At 36.6% G+C, this 18,512-nt stretch carries 18 protein-coding genes; 16 read left to right on the plus strand and 2 right to left on the minus strand.

The window, feature by feature from the left end; genetic code table 11:
- The first annotated feature begins 12 nt into the window (after positions 1-12).
- The 6 genes from tuaE to FG390_RS14950 all read left to right on the plus strand — a co-directional run bounded on the left by tuaE (position 13) and on the right by FG390_RS14950 (position 7,206).
- Complete coding sequence (gene tuaE, locus FG390_RS14925; protein WP_181406519.1) at positions 13-1,494, plus strand: teichuronic acid biosynthesis protein TuaE; 1,482 nt, start codon at positions 13-15, stop codon at positions 1,492-1,494.
- Between the two features lie 339 nt (positions 1,495-1,833).
- Positions 1,834-2,526, plus strand: coding sequence for a hypothetical protein (locus FG390_RS14930; RefSeq protein WP_141191835.1), 693 nt, complete (start codon positions 1,834-1,836; stop codon positions 2,524-2,526).
- 3 nt (positions 2,527-2,529) lie between these two features.
- Positions 2,530-3,291 carry a teichuronic acid biosynthesis protein TuaG gene (gene tuaG, locus FG390_RS14935; RefSeq protein WP_141191836.1) on the plus strand — a complete coding sequence of 254 codons (762 nt, stop codon included), beginning with the start codon at positions 2,530-2,532 and terminating at the stop codon, positions 3,289-3,291.
- A 65-nt stretch (positions 3,292-3,356) separates the two neighbouring features.
- Positions 3,357-4,529 carry a teichuronic acid biosynthesis protein TuaH gene (gene tuaH, locus FG390_RS14940; RefSeq protein WP_141191837.1) on the plus strand — a complete coding sequence of 391 codons (1,173 nt, stop codon included), beginning with the start codon at positions 3,357-3,359 and terminating at the stop codon, positions 4,527-4,529.
- A gap of 282 nt (positions 4,530-4,811) precedes the next feature.
- Positions 4,812-5,759 (plus strand): DUF4003 family protein, encoded by a 948-nt coding sequence (locus FG390_RS14945; RefSeq protein ID WP_141191838.1) that lies wholly within the window; start codon positions 4,812-4,814, stop codon positions 5,757-5,759.
- Between the two features lie 226 nt (positions 5,760-5,985).
- A complete protein-coding gene (locus FG390_RS14950) occupies positions 5,986-7,206 on the plus strand; it encodes a Zn-dependent hydrolase (RefSeq protein WP_141191839.1) in 1,221 nt (406 codons plus the stop codon).
- A 187-nt stretch (positions 7,207-7,393) separates the two neighbouring features.
- Here the strand turns inward: FG390_RS14950 and FG390_RS14955 are convergent, their stop codons facing one another.
- Positions 7,394-8,314 (minus strand): DMT family transporter, encoded by a 921-nt coding sequence (locus FG390_RS14955; protein ID WP_141191840.1) that lies wholly within the window; start codon positions 8,312-8,314, stop codon positions 7,394-7,396.
- Positions 8,311-8,715 (minus strand): MerR family transcriptional regulator, encoded by a 405-nt coding sequence (locus FG390_RS14960; protein ID WP_141191841.1) that lies wholly within the window; start codon positions 8,713-8,715, stop codon positions 8,311-8,313. Before FG390_RS14960 ends, FG390_RS14955 begins: the two co-directional genes overlap by 4 nt.
- A gap of 266 nt (positions 8,716-8,981) precedes the next feature.
- Here FG390_RS14960 and FG390_RS14965 point away from each other — a divergent pair, with 266 nt between their 5' ends.
- The 10 genes from FG390_RS14965 (at position 8,982) to FG390_RS15010 (ending at position 18,268) form a co-directional block, all read left to right on the plus strand.
- Entirely contained in the window at positions 8,982-9,329 is a 348-nt protein-coding gene (locus tag FG390_RS14965; protein ID WP_141191842.1) for a hypothetical protein, read from the plus strand.
- A gap of 383 nt (positions 9,330-9,712) precedes the next feature.
- Positions 9,713-10,477 carry a 5-oxoprolinase subunit PpxA gene (gene pxpA, locus FG390_RS14970; protein WP_141191843.1) on the plus strand — a complete coding sequence of 255 codons (765 nt, stop codon included), beginning with the start codon at positions 9,713-9,715 and terminating at the stop codon, positions 10,475-10,477.
- 26 nt (positions 10,478-10,503) lie between these two features.
- Positions 10,504-11,721: an NRAMP family divalent metal transporter gene (locus tag FG390_RS14975; protein WP_181406520.1), complete on the plus strand. Its 1,218-nt coding sequence runs from the start codon at positions 10,504-10,506 to the stop codon at positions 11,719-11,721.
- Between the two features lie 24 nt (positions 11,722-11,745).
- A complete protein-coding gene (locus tag FG390_RS14980) occupies positions 11,746-12,537 on the plus strand; it encodes a putative hydro-lyase (protein ID WP_141191844.1) in 792 nt (263 codons plus the stop codon).
- Between the two features lie 137 nt (positions 12,538-12,674).
- Positions 12,675-13,424 (plus strand): 5-oxoprolinase subunit PxpB, encoded by a 750-nt coding sequence (gene pxpB, locus FG390_RS14985; RefSeq protein ID WP_141191845.1) that lies wholly within the window; start codon positions 12,675-12,677, stop codon positions 13,422-13,424.
- The gene (locus FG390_RS14990) at positions 13,424-14,422 is read left to right on the plus strand and encodes a 5-oxoprolinase subunit C family protein (protein ID WP_141191846.1); all 999 of its coding nucleotides are present in this window, start codon (positions 13,424-13,426) and stop codon (positions 14,420-14,422) included. Before pxpB ends, FG390_RS14990 begins: the two co-directional genes overlap by 1 nt.
- A 67-nt stretch (positions 14,423-14,489) precedes the next feature.
- Complete coding sequence (locus FG390_RS14995; RefSeq protein WP_141191847.1) at positions 14,490-15,251, plus strand: IclR family transcriptional regulator; 762 nt, start codon at positions 14,490-14,492, stop codon at positions 15,249-15,251.
- Positions 15,252-15,362: 111 nt separating this feature from the next.
- Positions 15,363-16,100, plus strand: a complete 738-nt coding sequence (locus tag FG390_RS15000; RefSeq protein WP_141191848.1) for a YwaF family protein — start codon at positions 15,363-15,365, stop codon at positions 16,098-16,100.
- 92 nt (positions 16,101-16,192) lie between these two features.
- Positions 16,193-17,098 carry a DMT family transporter gene (locus FG390_RS15005; protein WP_141191849.1) on the plus strand — a complete coding sequence of 302 codons (906 nt, stop codon included), beginning with the start codon at positions 16,193-16,195 and terminating at the stop codon, positions 17,096-17,098.
- A 234-nt stretch (positions 17,099-17,332) separates the two neighbouring features.
- Positions 17,333-18,268: a nucleoside hydrolase gene (locus FG390_RS15010; protein WP_141191850.1), complete on the plus strand. Its 936-nt coding sequence runs from the start codon at positions 17,333-17,335 to the stop codon at positions 18,266-18,268.
- The last annotated feature ends 244 nt before the right edge of the window (positions 18,269-18,512 follow it).

Below are 18,512 nucleotides of genomic sequence, written 5' to 3' on the forward strand. Positions count from 1 at the left end.
AGAGATTTGATAATGGTTAAGCAAGCGAGCACCTTAATTATTTTATTATCTGTACTTACGGGTGCTTGCTTATTTTTAGGGGTGAAATTTGAGTATTTTATCATTTTCATAGCAGTATGGTTTACGGTTTGTTTATGTATTCTAATTAAACCATTTGCAAATAACGGGCAGTTGTTTCGAAGTGTTATGTATTTTTTGGTTGTAACCACTTTTTTAAATCAATCTGCATTTAGTATCCATGTCGGTTTCTTTAGTTTATTTTTATATCGAATTGTTTTAATTGCGGCTTCTTTAGTTTTTATTGTTCATTTGATCAGTGAGAAAAGTCTTTCGCATTATTGGAATCAGGTCCAAACAAAAGAATTACTGCTTTTTTTACTTTTTTGGATGCTATACGGTGTGATATCGCTCCTTTGGGCTAAGTCACTATTAGAAGGGATAAAATACTTATTTTTATTAGGAATAGGTATTTTGTTTATTTTTTTAGCAAGTTTTGCGTTTACACACGTCTCGAGACTCTTATTATTCCAAAAAATTTGGATACTTATGTCAGGATTTTTAATGCTTATTGGACTGGTTAATCATTTTGGACACATCCAGCTTCCAACATCAACACTTTATGGTGGCCCATCCTATAAACTTTTATATCCAACAGCTGTTTTTTTTAATCAAAATGATTTTGCTACTTTTCTAAGTATATCTATTTTCTTCTTTATTGCAGCAGCTAAAGCTAGTCAACACGTTGGATCAAAAACCATATTAATATTACTTGCCATTTTGTCCGTTTATTTGATTCATTTGACAGAATCTAGAGCAAGTTTACTCGGTGTGATTTTAGGTTGTTTAGTCTATTTATTTATTCATTTAAAGGCTCGGGCAAAAAAGATAACGGTGATGGTATTGAGTACTCTGGTCTTTTTTAGTCTTTTTTTTATGGGTGGAATTTTTAATAAAATACAGGCTCTATTTACGGCGTATCATCAATACCCTATGAATCAACCACTTCCATCCAATGTGGTTAGAGCCCATCTACTTCAAAATACCTTTCATTATCTTATTGATTCATTTGGATTCGGTGTTGGGGCTGGAAATATTCCTGTTTATTTAAAAGAACGGTCCATTTATGACACAGATCGAGTGTATGAAGTCCACAATTGGCTAGCTGAAATAGCTGGGAATTTTGGCATAGGGATTCTATTAGGCTATGTAACGATGTATATCTATTTGTTTGTTACTTTGTATAAATTATATAAACGGCAGACGAACAGACAATATAAAGCGCTATTAGAAACGGGTATGATGGGACTTATTGGATTTGCTGTCTCCAGTATTAGCCCGAGTTCCGTAAGCAATCTCTATTTCCATTGGGTTTTTCTTGCCTTTACTATTTCGACCGTTTCGGTTTTTAAGAGAAAGAATCACTTAATTCATGCGGGACGGTCACCTCGTGATAAGCGCCTCGGAAAGAGTCCATATATCACTCTTAAAGTTTAAAAAAGTTATTTGGCCTATTAGTGTGTGTTCAAAAAGGTGACAAATGAAGAGGGTTACTGGCTAAGTACACTGGCATCCTGCCAGAACGCCAGTACTAGCCCGTCCTGGCGTCGGAGGCTAAGAGCGGCGCTGTTCCTTAGGACCGGCATTCCACATGATGTGGTAGCTTCTGGCGCCAGCCACAGGACGTGAGCGATTTTAGCCAGAGATCCTCTTGTATCAGCTACATGAGGACCGGAAAAACAAGCGGGCGCCGAGATTCGCATCTTATCATTTGGTGACTTTTTGAATAACCTTTATTAGTAAACTAACAACTCTATATTCCAAGGAGAAAGACTGATGAACAGCCGACAAAGAATTCTAACTAGAAGTAAAAAGTATATAGTTTTGATTATTGTTATTCCCATTTTACTAGGATTAATCGGATATTTTTCTCCGAGCGGGAAAAGTTCCTCAAGTTATACTGCTGAAGCATCTATCTCTCTAGGAAATTATCAATATGCTGATTTAAATAATACCCGAAACGTTGAATCCTTGTTAACAAATGAGCCCTTTTATAAAGAAAATCTACCTTATTTAAAAAGTGAAGAGCGAGATAGAATCATCAATCAACTGAAAGTCACCATCGTAGATGATAAAACAATTCAACTTTCTTACACAGATACTCCAAAGTTATTAGCTATTGAAACGGTTAATAGAATAATGAACGCATTTTTAGCGCTTGATACCCAAAAATATAAACAAAAAGAAAAAATGATTCAAAATACAATCCATTCATTAAAAAAGAATAAAGTAGGACCAGATGCTTTAGTCGATGAAGAGCGTTTTCTGTATAAACTTGAGTCCACCCAATTAACGATGTCATCAGCTGCCATATTGAAGTCTGTAGATGATGACCAAAGGGCAACGAGTGTCGGTTTAAATTCAAAAAATAGGGCCACTTTAGGAGTTTTAATTGGAATAACTATCGTTTTCGTCTGGGTCACTTATCCTGAAATTTTTCGAACAAAGCCAAAGGGAGAGGAGGAATAAGAAATGGATCGCACACAACCTCTGATTTCTATTATTACCCCTTCTTTTAATGCTATAAGAACCATTGATGAAACCGTCGATTCGGTTAAGAAACAAACATATCAGAACTGGGAACTCGTGATTATCGATGACTGTTCTACAGATGGAACAAGAGAAAAGTTAAAAATGATGTCGGTATCAGACAAGAGAATTCGTGTCATTTTTTTAGATGTGAATGGTGGGGCTGCCGTAGCGCGTAATGTTGGGTTAGATCATGCGAAAGGTCGATATATCGCTTTTCTAGATAGTGATGACCGTTGGAAACAAGATAAATTGGATAAACAGCTTCAATTCATGCAAAAGCATCAATATGCCTTTACATTTACTGGATACGAATACATGACACATAATGGACAATCTATGAATAAGGTGATACAAGCTCCTAAAAAAGTGACCTATCATCACATGCTTAAAAACACGATTGTGGGCTGTTTAACTGTTATGATAGATCGTAAACAAACGGGAATGTTCAAAATGCCTAACATTCGAACCAGACAAGATCTAGCAACATGGCTTATGATTTTAAAACAAGGAATAACAGCCTATGGATTAAACGAAAATCTAGCGGAATACCGTATAGGCAATAGCACATCTATTTCGAAAAACAAATGGAAAGCCGCAAAACAAACGTGGCTAGTTTACCGTGAAATCGAAAAGTTGAATAGAATCAAGGCATCTTGGTGTTTTGCTCATTATGCCATGCATGCAGTATTAAAACGGTTGTGATCCACAGCTAGTCAGCAGAGATTGGTGCCGAGTAACGGTATATAGGAAATTATTGTTTATAAAGGATGAGAATGATGAAAAACATACATGTAATAATAGCCACAGCTGAATGGCATCAAGATCAACTTCGTTACCGTCGTCATCGGTTAGCTGAATTCCTGCAAAAAAAATCTGATACAGAAGAAGTCATCTGGCTATGCCCCACTCCGAGAAAGACAACGGATCATTTTATAACACTAAAAAATGGTATTAAGCAATGGGCTATTCAAGATCTATCCCCCCAAAAAGTCTTTCGATTTGGAAGATATATGGATTTATTTTATAAGCATAAACTTACGTCATTCACTCAATATATAAATCAAATCAAAAAGAAAAATAGATTAATATTATGGTATACCTTTCCGGGTTTTCCTTATGTAGCAGATACATCACCTTGGGAAAGGATTATTTATGATTGCAGTGATAATTGGACTAACTCGATAAATGGGAAAAAATCATTCGCATCCTATTTTAGACAACAGGTCATTCAGAAGGCAGAAGAACGGATTATAAACAAGGCTCATCGAATTTTCTGTACGTCTCAATATTTACATGATCAAGTCATTCAAAAGATCGAACGTCCATCTAAATCACACATTTACACGTTTGAAAATGGTGTTGAATTTAACTTATTTAGAGTAAAACAATTTCCTCAAAGAGCTATTTTACCAGATGGATTTAATGGAACCGTTTTAGGGTTTATTGGAGGGATAAAATCTAAACTCGATTTTGAACTTATTCATGATGTAGCCAAGAAAAAACCAAATTGGTTATTTTTATTTGTAGGACCAGACCAAACAACTGAAAATGATGGATTTCATCAATTGTTAAACAATAAACATGTCGTATGGACAGGGAGTATTGATCCGTTTGATGTTCCGAAATACATGCAATTGATTGATATAGGCATTATGCCTTACAAAGCATCACCGTATAATCAAGCGATTTTCCCTTTAAAACTTTTTGAATTTTTGGCAGCAGGGAAACCAGCGATTGGTGTACATTTGCCTTCGACAACAAAATATGTGGAACAAGCGGTATATAATCATTTAAAAACCAATGATAGTCAAGCATTTATTCAAGCGTGTGAGAAATTAGAGTATGAAAAAGATTGTTCTGAGTATATTGAGAGACGAATACAAGTCGCTAGCGGGAAAAATTGGAATGATATATTTGAAAAGATGCTACAATTGGTGTAGTCCATTGTGAGATGGTAAAATTAAATGGATAGGTATGGAACATAATTGCAAATCGAATTAAGGAACTTCATAAATTAGTAAATAAACAAAAAAGTGATCTAATCGGATTAAAGGTCATCTAGTACTAAAAAATATAAAAATAAATCTTGACGTTGTAATGTATAATGTGATTCTTAAGTATAAGTAAGTAAATCGTTATTAATTAGAATAGTCTGCATATTCGGCGGATAAAATGGTATAATTAATATTGATTAAGATGACTTAAGCTTGGAGGAAACTTGCATGGATAGTGAGTTAACCCTATTTAAGGAAAATATGGTGCAACTAAAGAAACATTTTCGAGGCATGCATAAGCATGTTCGTGCGATCATTGCTTGCCAATATACAACAAAAAATGAATTAATTGATATACATAAGTTTCGTCAGTATGATGCCAAGATTAAACATAGCCTTGGTTTTTTTAATAGATTATCGAAGGACATCAGGCACTGTTTGGTTAGCCTGTTCATGTTCATCCCAGATGGAGAAAGTAAATTAGTTCAAATTAAAGAAAATTACGATCGATTAACACGTGAAAAATTGCCCAAATCTCAACAAACTTACTTAGCGACAGCTTTCTTAAGTTATAAAGATGAAAAGGAGCAAGGTCCATTTGTTCATAGAGTGTGTTCGATCTACCGTGCATTAAAGGAAAAACATCCGATACTACTAGGTGCTGAAGATATACCATTTTGTATGTTACTAGCCGAGTCAAGTTATGATTTAGTTACGATGATGAGCGTCATCTCAGAGACTAATCCTGTTTTAAAAAAACATGGTTATCGAAAAGCCTCCGAACGGCATCGATTAACTTTTTTATTAGTATCTATGTCCAGCCACTCAAATTTATCTCATGTCGTAGATAAATGCATCCACTATCATGATGCAATTGAACTTGAGATCGGAAGAGTTAAACCTACTCAGTATACAACGATCGGATTACTAGCTTCTCTTGATCATCAGATAGAGACAAATGATATCCGTTCTTACTATTCGTCTTTTTTAAAACAAAAAAGTTATCTTCCTCAAATACGAAAAGAATTTCATTTTCCTATAGCTATGAATCTCTTTCTTATATCGCAAATGAAGAATATGCCAACGATTAATCCCATCCTATTGACATTAGCTCAAGTCATCATTCGCTTGCAGTCATCACATCAAATCACGGCTACAACAAGTACCACGGGTTAATAAATGAGGTTGAGAGATCTTCCAACCCAGTGGAAGATTGAAACGATTTAACAAAATATATAAAAAATACAGAAATTAAATAACATAGTGTAAAATGAAAATATTATAATTTCAGATAGAATAGATAGTGTAAAGTAGTCATTGTGGACAATTGTTAGCATAAAATAACGGGCACTGGTGTTTAATGCTTGGATGGAAAATCAAACTTTATATAGGGGCGATGAAGATGCAAAGAGAAAAACTACTTGTTAATGGTGAAAGATTGAAAGAAACGATTGAGACATTTGCAGATTTTGGTCGGACACCCAATAATGGTGTAACACGTCTATCGCTATCAGAAGAAGATATTAAAGTTCGTGATTATTTTACATCCTGTTGTGAAGAGCTTGGAATGACCGTCAAAGTTGATGACATGGGATGCATGTACGCAACACTTCCAGGTGAAGATAATGAAGCAGCCCCAATTGTTATGGGATCACATCTTGACACGGTTAAAAAAGGTGGACGATTTGATGGTGTTTTAGGTGTTATATCGGGTCTAGAGGTCGTGCGGACACTGGTTGATAATAAAATAAAACCAAAGATTCCTGTTACCATCATGAATTTTACAAATGAAGAGGGAGCAAGGTTTGAACCTTCCATGATGGCATCAGGGGTTTTATCGGGTAAATTCGAAAAAGAGGTCATGCTTAAGAAAAAGGATCCAGAGGGCGTGACATTTGAAGAAGCTCTTAATGCAAGTGGTTATGCTGGAGAAGTAGAAAACCGTATTTCTGAAGCGTTTGCCTACTTAGAATTACATATTGAACAAGGTCCTGTTTTAGAGAAGGAAGAGCTTTCCATTGGTGTAGTGGATTGTGTGGTTGGTATGGTTTGTTATGAAATCGAAGTGACAGGTGAATCCGATCATGCAGGAACAACACCAATGACGATGCGAAAAGATGCCTTATTTGCGGCTAATGATTGCATTACAGAATTGAGAAATAAATTAAGTACTTTAGACAGTGATCTTGTTTATACGATGGGAAGAATGAACGTCTTACCAAACATCCATACGGTCATTCCAAATAAAGTGATCTTCACCATCGAAGCTAGACATAAAGATGAAGATGTTATCCGTCAAGTTGAAGAAATTATTCAAGGATTACCAGATTCGAATGAGGAATGTACGATCAAAAAGACCAAGCTCTGGGGCAGAGATACGGTTTGGTTTGAGGAACGAATCGTAGATGCAGTGGAAGATGCGACAAAATCACTTGGTTATTCATATAAAAAGATGGCAAGCGGTGCTGGCCATGACGCTCAATTCGTCGCAAGTTATCTTCCTTCGGCAATGATCTTTGTGCCAAGTGTTAATGGTAAAAGCCATTGCGAGGATGAATTGACACCTTATGAAGATTGTGAAAAAGGCGTGAATGTACTCCTTGAAACGGTCTTATCTTTATGAAATAGCCGAGAACACTCGTGACTTTAGTCATGAGAGGTTCAGTGCCTGAATAAACTCATGACTCAAATTATCAAAGCAAAAAGCCGTATCTTCATAGTAGAAGTGCGGCTTTTGATTTTAGACTATGGAATTAAAAACTTCGGGTTCTATAATGGGGAATTCAGTCCAATTTTTATAAATAATCCGTTTAGATTATCTCAGATTGTTTTGTGGTATTTTTTTGTGGTAGTCTCATTAAGCCTGATGCAGATAATACACCGATGATGACCAATAGTGTACCGACAATTTGAAAAATTGTGATCGCTGTACCAACAAAAAAAGAGATCATCATGGTCACAACGGGAACAACATTGAAAAAAAGCGATGTTTTACCTGCCCCTATTTCCTTCATACCTTTATTCCACCATAGATAGCCTAAAACACTAGTGAAGAACCCCATAAAAATAATCGCTCCCCAAATGCCAACTGGAATGTTTTGCAGGTGGACTGGTGTAGATGTAAAAAAAGAAATGATAATCAAACCGATTGCACCTATAACCATGGTATAGGTTGTTGTGGCTAAGGGATTGCTGTTCTTTACAAATCGTCGTCCAAGAATCCCATATAATGCCCAAGATAAGTTGCCTCCCATAATAGCTATATCTCCAACTGAAAATGATACGTTTTTTATTATATAAAGAGAACCCTGGGTAAGAACGAGTAATACACCTACGAGGGCAAACACGATTCCGATGATTTGTCTTTTAGTAATGGCATCTTTTAATATTAATCGTGCCAAGATGGTTGTTAGCAAGGGATTGGTTCCCATAATTAGAGCTCCATTAAGTGGAGATGTATGTTCAAGCCCAATAAAAAATAGAGCATTAAATCCAAAAATGCCGATAATTCCAAGAATAAAAAATGTCACAGCATTTTCTCTTAAAATGGATAATTTAATCCCTTGTGTGGTAGCTAAAATGATAAGCATAATGACAGCAGCCAGACCAAAACGCCATGCTGCAGCGGTTGATGGAGACAAGGAACTCAATGTGTATTTAGCAAGATTAAAAGTTGCCCCTGTAAAGATTGAAAAACCAAGCAACATAGCATATATTTTAAAATGTTTCATGTTTTTATATCCCCTTTTTTAATGGAATTGTAGTAGGCTAATTTTTCTTTCGTTGTAGAAATAATCAATTCCAATTCTTTTTTTTGCATTTCCATCTTAATGAGATGCTTAGATAAAATCTCAATTCGTTTTGTAATAGATGGTTTGATCTCTTCAGGTGAATTGAAATGAAGTTGCTCATAAATACATCCATCTTTGACAAACTCACTCATGTTCTCCAAGGACATACCTGTTTGTTTTAAGCTTTTTAAAAAAAGAATAAAATTAATATCATTCTCGGTGTAATATCGTTGTCCGCCTTCTTTTCGTTTTGACGCAGGAAGCAACCCAATTTTTTCATAATATCTTAATGTATAGGGGCTTAATCCGGATTTTTGGGCTACATCACTAATGGTAAACATCGAATCTCTCCCTTCAGCTATTGATAGGAATAGTTTACAACTTAGAGTTAACTCTAAGTCAAATATAAAATTAATAAAAAGAAGCCTATTTTTAATAATATAGCTTGGCTGAAAAATCTATTTAAAGAGAGATGTAATATCAAAGCTGAATCAGAGAAAATTCAAGATATTATTTAAATCAACCGCTGACAGCAGATAACATAACTTTAAGAGAATTCAACAACTGTTAGAGATACTGCAGATCTAAATGCAGAACCTCTTTTTTTATGTTGTCGGTGGCGCAATTATCAGATGAAGTGGCACAACTCCGTGTCAAAGTGGCTCAATTCCATTTTAAAGTGGCGCAATTCCGTGTCGAAGTGGCTCAATTCCATTTCAAAATGGCGCAATTCCGTGTCAAAGTGGCACAACTCCGTGTCAAAGTGGCTCAATTCCATTTCAAAGTGGCGCAATTCCGTGTCAAAGTGGCTCAATTCCATTTCAAAGTGGCGCAATTCCGTGTCAAAGTGGCTCAATTCCGTGTCGAACTGGCTCAATTCCAGTCCAAAGTAGCTCAATCCCTAGGTAAAGTAATGCAATCCAGTTTGATGCATACTGGCGGCCTTCCATTCTAATATTTGAAAAGGGCTTTCCTATAAGAGGATGTTCAAAAAGTCACCAAATGATAAGCTACGAATCTCGGCGTTGGCTCGTTTTTCCGGTCCTCATGTAGGGATATAAGAGGATCTTCAACTAAAATCGCTCACGTCCTTTGAGCAACGTTGAAGCTACCACATCATGTGGAATGCCGGTCCTCAAAACAGCGCCGTCTTGATCTTCTTGCTTCTAATTTGCCACCTTTTTGAACACGCACTATAAGGTATGTCAGAAATTCCGACAAATAATTAGAAAATAGTCATTTTTATGATATAATCGTTTTATAAAATGGAATTAACGTTCCGAAATACGGAACTTATATTTAGAGTTATCATAATATTTTAATAAAGGAGACATCTTAGTGGGATTTGTTGATTTAAATTGCGATTTAGGAGAAAGTTTTGGAGCTTATAAGATAGGCATGGATAACGAGATATTAGATTATGTCACTTCGGCAAATATTGCTTGCGGTTTTCATGCTGGAGATCCCAGTGTGATGAGAAAAACGGTTACGTTAGCTTTGGAAAAGGGTGTTCAAATTGGAGCTCATCCAGGACTCCCTGATTTAGTTGGTTTTGGCAGGAGATCAATGGCCATTTCTCCTCAAGAGGCCTATGACATGGTGATCTATCAAGTTGGAGCACTTGAGGCATTTGTCAAAGCAGAAGGTGCTTCAATGCAGCATGTTAAACCTCATGGCGCATTATATAATATGGCAGCCAAAGATCCAAAGCTATCTGAAGCGATTGCAGAAGCGATTTATGCTGTTGATCCAGAATTAATTCTATTTGGCTTATCTGGGAGTCAATTGACTAAAGCTGGAGAAAAAGTAGGTTTACGGGTGGCTCATGAAGTATTCTCAGATCGCACGTATCAAATAGATGGTTCATTAACGTCGCGTAAAGAACCCAACGCACTTATCATAGATAAAGACAAAGCTTTTAAACAAGTATTAAGAATGGTTAAAGAAGGTTACGTTAAAACGGAACAAGAAAAAGACATTGCTATAAAAGCCGACACCATTTGCATTCATGGGGATGGCAAGGAAGCACTCACATTTGCACGTGATATCAGGCAAGGATTTCAAGTAGAAAATATCGTTGTACAAGCTATACGTACTAAATGAAATTAATCACTTTAGGGGGTAGAAAAATGGGACTACAAAAACCTGCACAATCTATAGATTCTAATAAAAAGAAAATGAATTGGTCCGTCCTACTAGGTGCAGCCTTTCTAATGGCAACCTCATCCATAGGTCCAGGCTTTTTAACGCAAACAACGGTTTTTACACAAAGCTTAACGACAAGCTTTGGATTTATCATTTTAATCTCGATCATTCTTGATATTGTCGCTCAGTTGAATGTATGGCGTATTATTGCAGTCACAGAAAAAAGAGGTCAGGATATTGCTAATATGGTCTTGCCGGGTCTTGGATTTTTGTTATCGTTATTAATTGTCATAGGTGGATTAGCTTTTAATATTGGAAATATTGCTGGAGCTGGCTTAGGTTTTAACGTTTTGTTCGGTATTGATCCAAAATGGGGCGCTGCAATTAGTGCTATTATTGCTATCATTATTTTTTCTGTTAAAGAAGCGGGAAAAGCCATGGACCGTTTTGCACAAATCGCGGGAGTTGTAATGATTCTGCTTATGATTTATATAGCTATCTCGACGAATCCTCCTGCCGGTACAGCATTCGTTAAAACGTTTACTCCTGATAAAATTGATATTTTTGCCATTATTACATTAGTTGGTGGATCCGTTGGAGGATATATTACATTTGCTGGTGGACACCGATTATTAGAGGCTGGCATTAAAGGGAAAAAAGCCCTCCCACAAGTTACGAGAAGCTCTGTGACAGGGATACTTATTACAGGTGTAATGCGTGTTGCTCTCTTTTTGGCCGTTCTAGGTGTTGTTTCACAAGGTTTAAAAATAAATGCAGACAATCCAGCGGCTTCCGTGTTCCAACTTGCAGCAGGAAATCTAGGTTATAAAATCTTTGGATTAGTCATGTGGGCAGCAGCGCTTACCTCCGTTATTGGAGCTGCTTATACATCCGTTTCATTTATTCGTACGTTTCATGAATCGATTAATCAACATTATAGAAAAATTATCATTGGTTTTATTATCGTATCAACCTTATCGTTCATAGTCATTGGACAACCGGTCCAGGTACTCGTTATCGTTGGTGCAATCAATGCCTTTATTCTTCCAATCGCTCTTGGGACATTACTCATTGCTGCTAACAAGAAAAGAATTGTTGGTGACTATAAACATCCATTATGGATGACGATTCTCGGCGTTATCGTTGCTGTGGCCATGGCGGCAATGAGTATTTATACCGTTTACAACATATTTTTGAAATAAGTCATGAAAGAGGAGGAATGCTTCATGCAGAATTTTGCTAATATGTCACCTTCAGATATCCGTATGGAAATTAGAAAAAAACATATTGTAAAACCGACCTCTGGCATGTCAAGAGGTTATGCGCAAGCCAATCTTGTCATTCTTAAAAAAGATCTTGCTTTCGACTTTCTCTTATTCTGTCAACGTAATCCTAAACCGTGTCCACTTTTAGATGTAACAGAACCTGGGTCACCCATACCTAGGTTAATTGCCCCAACTGGAGATATTCGTACCGATATTCCCAAATACCGTATTTATAAAAAAGGTAAATGGGTAGAAGAAGTAGAGGATATTACAAATTATTGGGAAGATGATATGGTGGGATTCTTAATAGGATGTAGTTTTACCTTTGAGAATGCTCTTTTAAAAAATGGTATCTCCATACGTCATATTGAAGAAGATTGCAATGTTCCTATGTATAAAACAAATATTCCATGTAATAAAGCTGGCTACTTTGAGGGATTCACCGTAGTTAGTATGCGTCCTATACCAGAAAGCGAAGTGGTGCGTGCTGTTCAGGTTACTTCGCGATTTCCTTCTGTGCATGGAGGTCCAATTCACGTCGGAAACCCTAAATCAATAGGAATTTCAGATCTTAACCAACCTGACTTCGGTGATGCTGTATCAATAAAAGAAAATGAAGTACCCGTCTTTTGGGCGTGCGGAGTAACGCCTCAAGCAGTAGCGATGCAAGTGAAACCAGAATTAATGATAACACATGCACCCGGACACATGTTTATTACAGATATGGTTGATGAAAAATTAGGGGTTTTTTAGATTTAATGAAAAAAAGCTAGCCTCTGTTGACTAGCTTTTTATCATTCTCTGATAACTATAAAACTTTAATATCGAAAAATGATTTAAGACATGGCGCGAAGTTCAATTTTTATTTCATTCTTGAAGGCGGTGAAGATATGACAACCAGAACATCAAAACAACATAAGTTTGAAATAGCGCCTCTTGGTGATTCAGCGATCATGATTCAATTTGGTCAATCTATTGATATGGGCATTCATCATAAAATTAAGCAACTCTCAGATTATATAGAAACACATCCTTTTCATGGATTTATTGAATGTGTTCCTGCTTATGTTAATTTAACCATTTATTATCATCCCTATTTAGTTTGGAAATCTTTAAGGAAAACAAGTCAACTAGGCGTCATTTCCCCATTTGAACATGTTAAACAGATTGTTGAAAACACAATCAATAAAATAAAAGATGTAGATGAACAAGTGGCGCGTACAATTGAAATACCTGTATGTTATGGTGGTGATTTTGGACCAGATTTACATGATGTCGCCACTTATAATAACTTAACAGTCGATGAAGTGATTGACGTACATTCAAATGGAGATTATCTTGTCTACATGATTGGATTTTGTCCTGGTTTCCCATTCATCGGTGGTATGTCTGAACGTATTGCCACGCCTCGTCGTTCCTCGCCTAGGACGGTCATACCCGAGGGTTCAGTTGGCATAGCTGGGATTCAGACAGGGGTGTACCCGATTGCAACTCCTGGCGGCTGGCAGCTAATTGGCCGAACACCTCTTGATTTGTTTCTTCCTAAAAATGATCCTCCAAGTCTTCTTCAGTCAGGTGACAAGGTTCGGTTTAAACCCATTTCATTGGAAGAATATATGGCTTATCAGGAGGAGAAATAATGAGTATTAAAGTCATTCGACCAGGACTCTTATCCACTATTCAAGACTTGGGACGTCAAGGCTTTCAAAAGCATGGGGTTATTGTAGGTGGTGCGATGGATTCGTATGCTTCGAGGCTGGCTAATATTCTTGTTGGAAACGATGAAGGCGAAGGGACGATTGAAATGACACTCGTTGGTCCTTCATTAGAATTTGAACAAGACCTATTAATTTCTATTACTGGTGGAGATTTTTCTCCGACCATTGATGAAGATAAAGCTCCAATGTGGCGTCCAATTTATGTGAAAAAGGGAAGTGTACTAACCCTAAATGTTTGTGAAAGCGGATGTCGAGCTTATTTGGCCGTTGCAGGCGGTTTTAAGATTAAAAAAGTGATGGAAAGTAAAAGTACCTATCTACTTGGTAAAATGGGTGGTTATAAAGGAAGGGCACTTCAGAAAAACGATCGGATCGATGTGAATGAAATGTCCCTATTAGCTAAACAGATTGTTCAAAAAATAAAATTGGGATCAACAAAAGATTTATTTCACGCACCAAAATGGTGTATACCTTCTCACTATATTCAGCAAAACGAACCTGTTTTACGCTTTGTCGCAGGAAAACAATTTGATCAATTCTCACAAAGCAGTTTAAATGATTTTTGTGACAAACCGTTCGATATTTCACAAAAATCGGACCGAATGGGTTATCGATTAACTGGACCTAAACTAAATTTAAAAGAACCGATTGAACTACTTTCTGAGGCGGTTTCTCACGGGACGGTTCAAGTACCACCAAATGGTGACCCCATTGTTCTTCTAGCGGATCGGCAAACAACAGGAGGTTACCCTAAAATCGCCCAGATAATATCTGTTGATTTGCCTATTATAGCTCAAATGAAACCAGGGGATCAGGTATATTTTAAAAAAATCCATTTCAGGGAGGGCGAAACGCTCTTTTTAGAACAAGAGAAGCAGGTTGATCAACTGAAATATAGTATTAAATGTTATATTCAATAGTTAGATGGGTGTTTCTGGAAATATTGATCATTATTTAAGACGAGATGAAAATGGGGAAAGAATACTTATGGAAAGCAAGAATAAGACCGTTATCAAATCGATGTCCTTACTTAACTTATTCTTAACGAGATCTCACTTAACTTTAAACGAGATAGTGGAATTTTCTCAAATACCAAAAACATCCGTTCATCGTATGTTAGCCTCACTAGAGGAAATGCGTTTCCTTGATAAGAGCGCGGATGGAAAGTATTCACTAGGTTTGCTATTTTTACGCTTTGGGCAGTTAGTATCAGAAAGATTAGACATTCGACAATTAGCCCTGCCCGTGATGAAGGTTCTAAGAGATGATGTTGGTGAGGCGGTCAATCTCATTGTTAAATATGGGAATGAAGCGATGTATATTGAAAAACAAGATACCAATCAACCCGTACGTTTATATACAGCAGTAGGCCGGAAGTCTCCTTTATATGCAGGTGACTCGAGGATTATTCTTGCTTATCTACCAGAGGAAGAACGGGATCGATATGTAGAACAAACGGTACTTAAACCGCTTGGGCTAGGGACGATTACGGATAAAAAAAGGCTTAGGGAAGTCTTAGATAAGACAAGAGAACAGGGCTATACAATAAGTAAATCAGAACTGGAAAATTACACAACGGCTATTTCAGCCCCAATCTTAAATCATAATCATAATATAATAGCTGGTCTAAGTATTGCAGGTCCGGATATTCGACTGTCAGAGCAACACCTGCCTGAGTTAATTGATAAGGTAAAGAAAGCGGCTTTAGAAATTTCAATGAAATTAGGATATAAAAATACAACTAGGTAAACTCATTTGAACGATTGACAAACACAATGATGGGTAAAATTTTTTAGATTTAGTATGAATACAATCACTTCAAGGAAAACTAATAGAGACTTTCCTGTGAGGTGATAGAGCATGAATAAGTATTTTGAAGTAGATACTTCGGAAGCAACTTTTAAAATATTTTCTCAAATGCATACGTTGACATTGGCATTTATCATTCTAATTGGTATAGCATTTTGTCTTATGAGAAACAAATTTAAAGAAGAATATAAGTGGCGAAACGGAGTAAGGATCACCCTTCTTGTCGTTCTTATTGTGGCAGAAATTAGTTACCATACATGGTTAATCATTAATCGTGCTTGGTCTCTGAAAACATCGTTGCCCTTACATATAAGTGATGTAGCGATTTATCTATCGATGGTGATGTTGCTTTTGAAAAGCAAAAAGTTATTACAATTTCTTTATTTTGTAGGATTAGGAAGTTCCATTCAAGCGATGCTGACACCAACCATTGGTCAATACGCATTTCCACATTTTCGATACATCGAATTTTTTGCTGTTCATGGTGGAGTCTTCCTAAGTTGTATTTTCATGATTGCCGCTTATCGCTTTAGACCAACCATTATTTCCTTATGTGTGTCATTCCTTTTTATAAATGTCTATGGAGGTTTTGTCTTTTTAATGAATCGCTTACTTGGTTCCAATTATATGTATTTAATGAAGAAACCAAAGACTGGCTCAGCTCTAGATATTTTAGGTTCATACCCAGAGTATCTATTTTCATTAGATATGATCCTTCTTGTTGGTTTTTATTTGTTATTTATTCCTTTCTGGCTATCCAACCGAAAAGTAAATTTTAGTCGTACTTAACCGATTTTCGAAGTTTGATTCTATGAATTTAAACCTTTTTCAAGTATGATAATGATATTCCATTATTATAAAAGTGAAAGAGGTAAGAATTAATGAAAAAGTACCAAGTGATTAGCCTACTTATGTTGGCTAATTTGTTTTGGGCGGGCAACTATGTGTTCGGTAAGTATGTCGTAAGTGATATGACGCCCGTCCAAATGACGTTTACGCGCTGGTTGATCGCCATTATTTTGCTATTTCCTATTGCCCATTGGGTTGAGCATCCAGACTGGAAGAACGTATGGAAACAATGGAAGAGTCTTCTCATTTTGTCTATCTTAGGAATTATGGGTTATAACTTATTGTTATATGAAGCGCTTAGATTTACAACGTCAATGAATGCTGCTCTTGTAAATTCCATGAATCCTGCTCTTATTGTTTTATTTTCCGTTCTCTTCTTAAGTGAAAGAATATCATTAACAAATGGTGTAGGTCTCTTCATTTCGTTAATCGGTGTTTTACTTGTTTTAACAAACGGCCAACTCTGGAACTTATTTTTCATTCATTATAACTTAGGTGACCTGATCATGATTGCCGTCATTTTGTTATGGACTTTTTATACAATTTATGGAAAACGGATGCATCATATTCCGCCGATTACATCAACCGCCATCACGGCATTAATGGCTGTCATTATTCTTTTCCCTTTTATTTTAAGCCAGGGTTATGACTTTCATCTTAGTAAGCAAGCTATTTCAGGGATTATTTACATCGGACTTTTTCCTTCTGTAGGGTCGTTTATCTTTTGGAATGCATCAGTAAGGCATATTGGGGCAAGTAAAGCCGGAATTTATTTGAATTTAATAACTGTGTTTACAGCCATTATTAGCATCTTATTAGGAAAAGGAATTACGTTAGCTCAAATTATTGGTGGTTTACTCGTTTTTCTTGGCGTCTATCTTTCAAATCAGAAAGTTAAACCAAAGGCGGAAGAGAGTCATCAAGCGATCGCGAAATAACGATATAAACTTTGTATATTGGCCTTATTTGGTTGAAACAGGCCACTAAGACTATTTTATTAAAAGTGAGTGTTCAAAAAGGTGACAAATTAGAAGCAAGAAGATCAAGGCGGCGCTGTTTTGAGGACCGGAATGTAGGTTTTTACTACATGAGGACCGGAAAAACGAGCGGGCGTCGAGGTTCGTAGCTTATCATTTGGTGACTTTTTGAACAACCTCTAAAAGGAGATATTCATGCAACATATTTATTTTAACCACGATGCAGGTATCGATGATCTCGTTTCTCTATTTCTATTGCTCCAAATGAAGAATGTTAATCTCATTGGGGTATCAGTCATTCCAGCAGACGGTTATGCTGAGCCTGGTGTTAGTGCCAGTCGCAAAATTATGGATCGATTTGGGAAGAGTCATGTTGAGGTGGCGGAGTCAAACTCAAGAGGTGTTCATCCATTTCCTAAAGAATGGCGTATGCATACTTTTTTTGTCGATGCCCTTCCCATTCTCAATGAATCGGGAAAAGTGGATGCCCCATTAAGTCCACTGCCTGCACACCAGCATATGATTCAAAAAATTCGAGAAAACGAAGAATCTACAACATTATTATTTACAGGTCCTTTAACCGACCTAGCAAGGGCACTTGACGAAGCACCCGACATTGAAGATAAAATAGAAAAACTTGTGTGGATGGGAGGCACATTTCAAGATGTAGGGAATGTACAGGAACCTGAGCATGATGGAACAGCAGAGTGGAATGCTTATTGGGATCCTGAAGCGGTGGCTAGGGTATGGAAGAGTTCTCTAACCATCGAAATAGTCGCTTTAGAAAGTACGAATCAAGTCCCATTAACCATTGATGTTCGAAACCATTGGGCATCGCTCAGACGTTACACAGGTGTTGACTTTGTTGGCCAATGTTATGCGGCATGTCCACCGCTTGTTCATATTGAAACAAACTCGACATATTACTTATGGGATGTTCTGACAACGGCCTCTGTAGGAAATAAAGCTTTAGTAAAAATGAGAGAAGTGACTAGCCAAGTACTTACCAAGCGTCCTAGTCAAGGAAGATTGATTGAAGAAGAGAATGGTAGACCAGTCCATGTCGTCTATGACGTGGATGGGAAAGCATTTTTTGGGTACATTACAGATCTAGCAAAGAGAGTTCAATAGTATAACGAGGTAAATTGATCTACTGATCTTTTATTAATCCTGAATTATTCATAGTTTAATTTTTTAACAGGAAATTCCCCATTAATTGTAAAAGTTGAGTGGTTTTATGGAAACTTGACCTGAAAAAATAAATAAACTGGAGAGTCAATTTCAATTTTAATTTTTAGGTATTTCCACTTTATTCCTAATAGGCCTAAAAAAGAGCATACTACACCCATATGAAGAATTTCACTTTTTGAAATTC

The sequence above is a fragment of the Terrilactibacillus laevilacticus genome (assembly GCF_006517395.1).
Lineage (GTDB): Bacteria > Bacillota > Bacilli > Bacillales > Sporolactobacillaceae > Terrilactibacillus > Terrilactibacillus laevilacticus.

What these genes read in the sequence shown, in the direction of transcription:
- FG390_RS14930 (WP_141191835.1), top strand. Translation starts at nt 1,834, where the DNA reads ATGAACAGCCGACAAAGAATTCTAACTAGAAGTAAAAAGTATATAGTT.
- FG390_RS14990 (WP_141191846.1), top strand. Translation starts at nt 13,424, where the DNA reads ATGAGTATTAAAGTCATTCGACCAGGACTCTTATCCACTATTCAAGAC.
- FG390_RS14945 (WP_141191838.1), top strand. Translation starts at nt 4,812, where the DNA reads ATGGATAGTGAGTTAACCCTATTTAAGGAAAATATGGTGCAACTAAAG.
- FG390_RS15010 (WP_141191850.1), top strand. Translation starts at nt 17,333, where the DNA reads ATGCAACATATTTATTTTAACCACGATGCAGGTATCGATGATCTCGTT.
- FG390_RS15005 (WP_141191849.1), top strand. Translation starts at nt 16,193, where the DNA reads ATGAAAAAGTACCAAGTGATTAGCCTACTTATGTTGGCTAATTTGTTT.
- FG390_RS14980 (WP_141191844.1), top strand. Translation starts at nt 11,746, where the DNA reads ATGCAGAATTTTGCTAATATGTCACCTTCAGATATCCGTATGGAAATT.
- tuaE (WP_181406519.1), top strand. Translation starts at nt 13, where the DNA reads ATGGTTAAGCAAGCGAGCACCTTAATTATTTTATTATCTGTACTTACG.
- pxpB (WP_141191845.1), top strand. Translation starts at nt 12,675, where the DNA reads ATGACAACCAGAACATCAAAACAACATAAGTTTGAAATAGCGCCTCTT.
- FG390_RS15000 (WP_141191848.1), top strand. Translation starts at nt 15,363, where the DNA reads ATGAATAAGTATTTTGAAGTAGATACTTCGGAAGCAACTTTTAAAATA.
- FG390_RS14965 (WP_141191842.1), top strand. Translation starts at nt 8,982, where the DNA reads ATGTTGTCGGTGGCGCAATTATCAGATGAAGTGGCACAACTCCGTGTC.
- FG390_RS14950 (WP_141191839.1), top strand. Translation starts at nt 5,986, where the DNA reads ATGCAAAGAGAAAAACTACTTGTTAATGGTGAAAGATTGAAAGAAACG.
- tuaH (WP_141191837.1), top strand. Translation starts at nt 3,357, where the DNA reads ATGAGAATGATGAAAAACATACATGTAATAATAGCCACAGCTGAATGG.
- FG390_RS14995 (WP_141191847.1), top strand. Translation starts at nt 14,490, where the DNA reads ATGGAAAGCAAGAATAAGACCGTTATCAAATCGATGTCCTTACTTAAC.
- FG390_RS14955 (WP_141191840.1), bottom strand. Translation starts at nt 8,314, where the DNA reads ATGAAACATTTTAAAATATATGCTATGTTGCTTGGTTTTTCAATCTTT.
- FG390_RS14975 (WP_181406520.1), top strand. Translation starts at nt 10,504, where the DNA reads ATGGGACTACAAAAACCTGCACAATCTATAGATTCTAATAAAAAGAAA.
- tuaG (WP_141191836.1), top strand. Translation starts at nt 2,530, where the DNA reads ATGGATCGCACACAACCTCTGATTTCTATTATTACCCCTTCTTTTAAT.
- FG390_RS14960 (WP_141191841.1), bottom strand. Translation starts at nt 8,715, where the DNA reads ATGTTTACCATTAGTGATGTAGCCCAAAAATCCGGATTAAGCCCCTAT.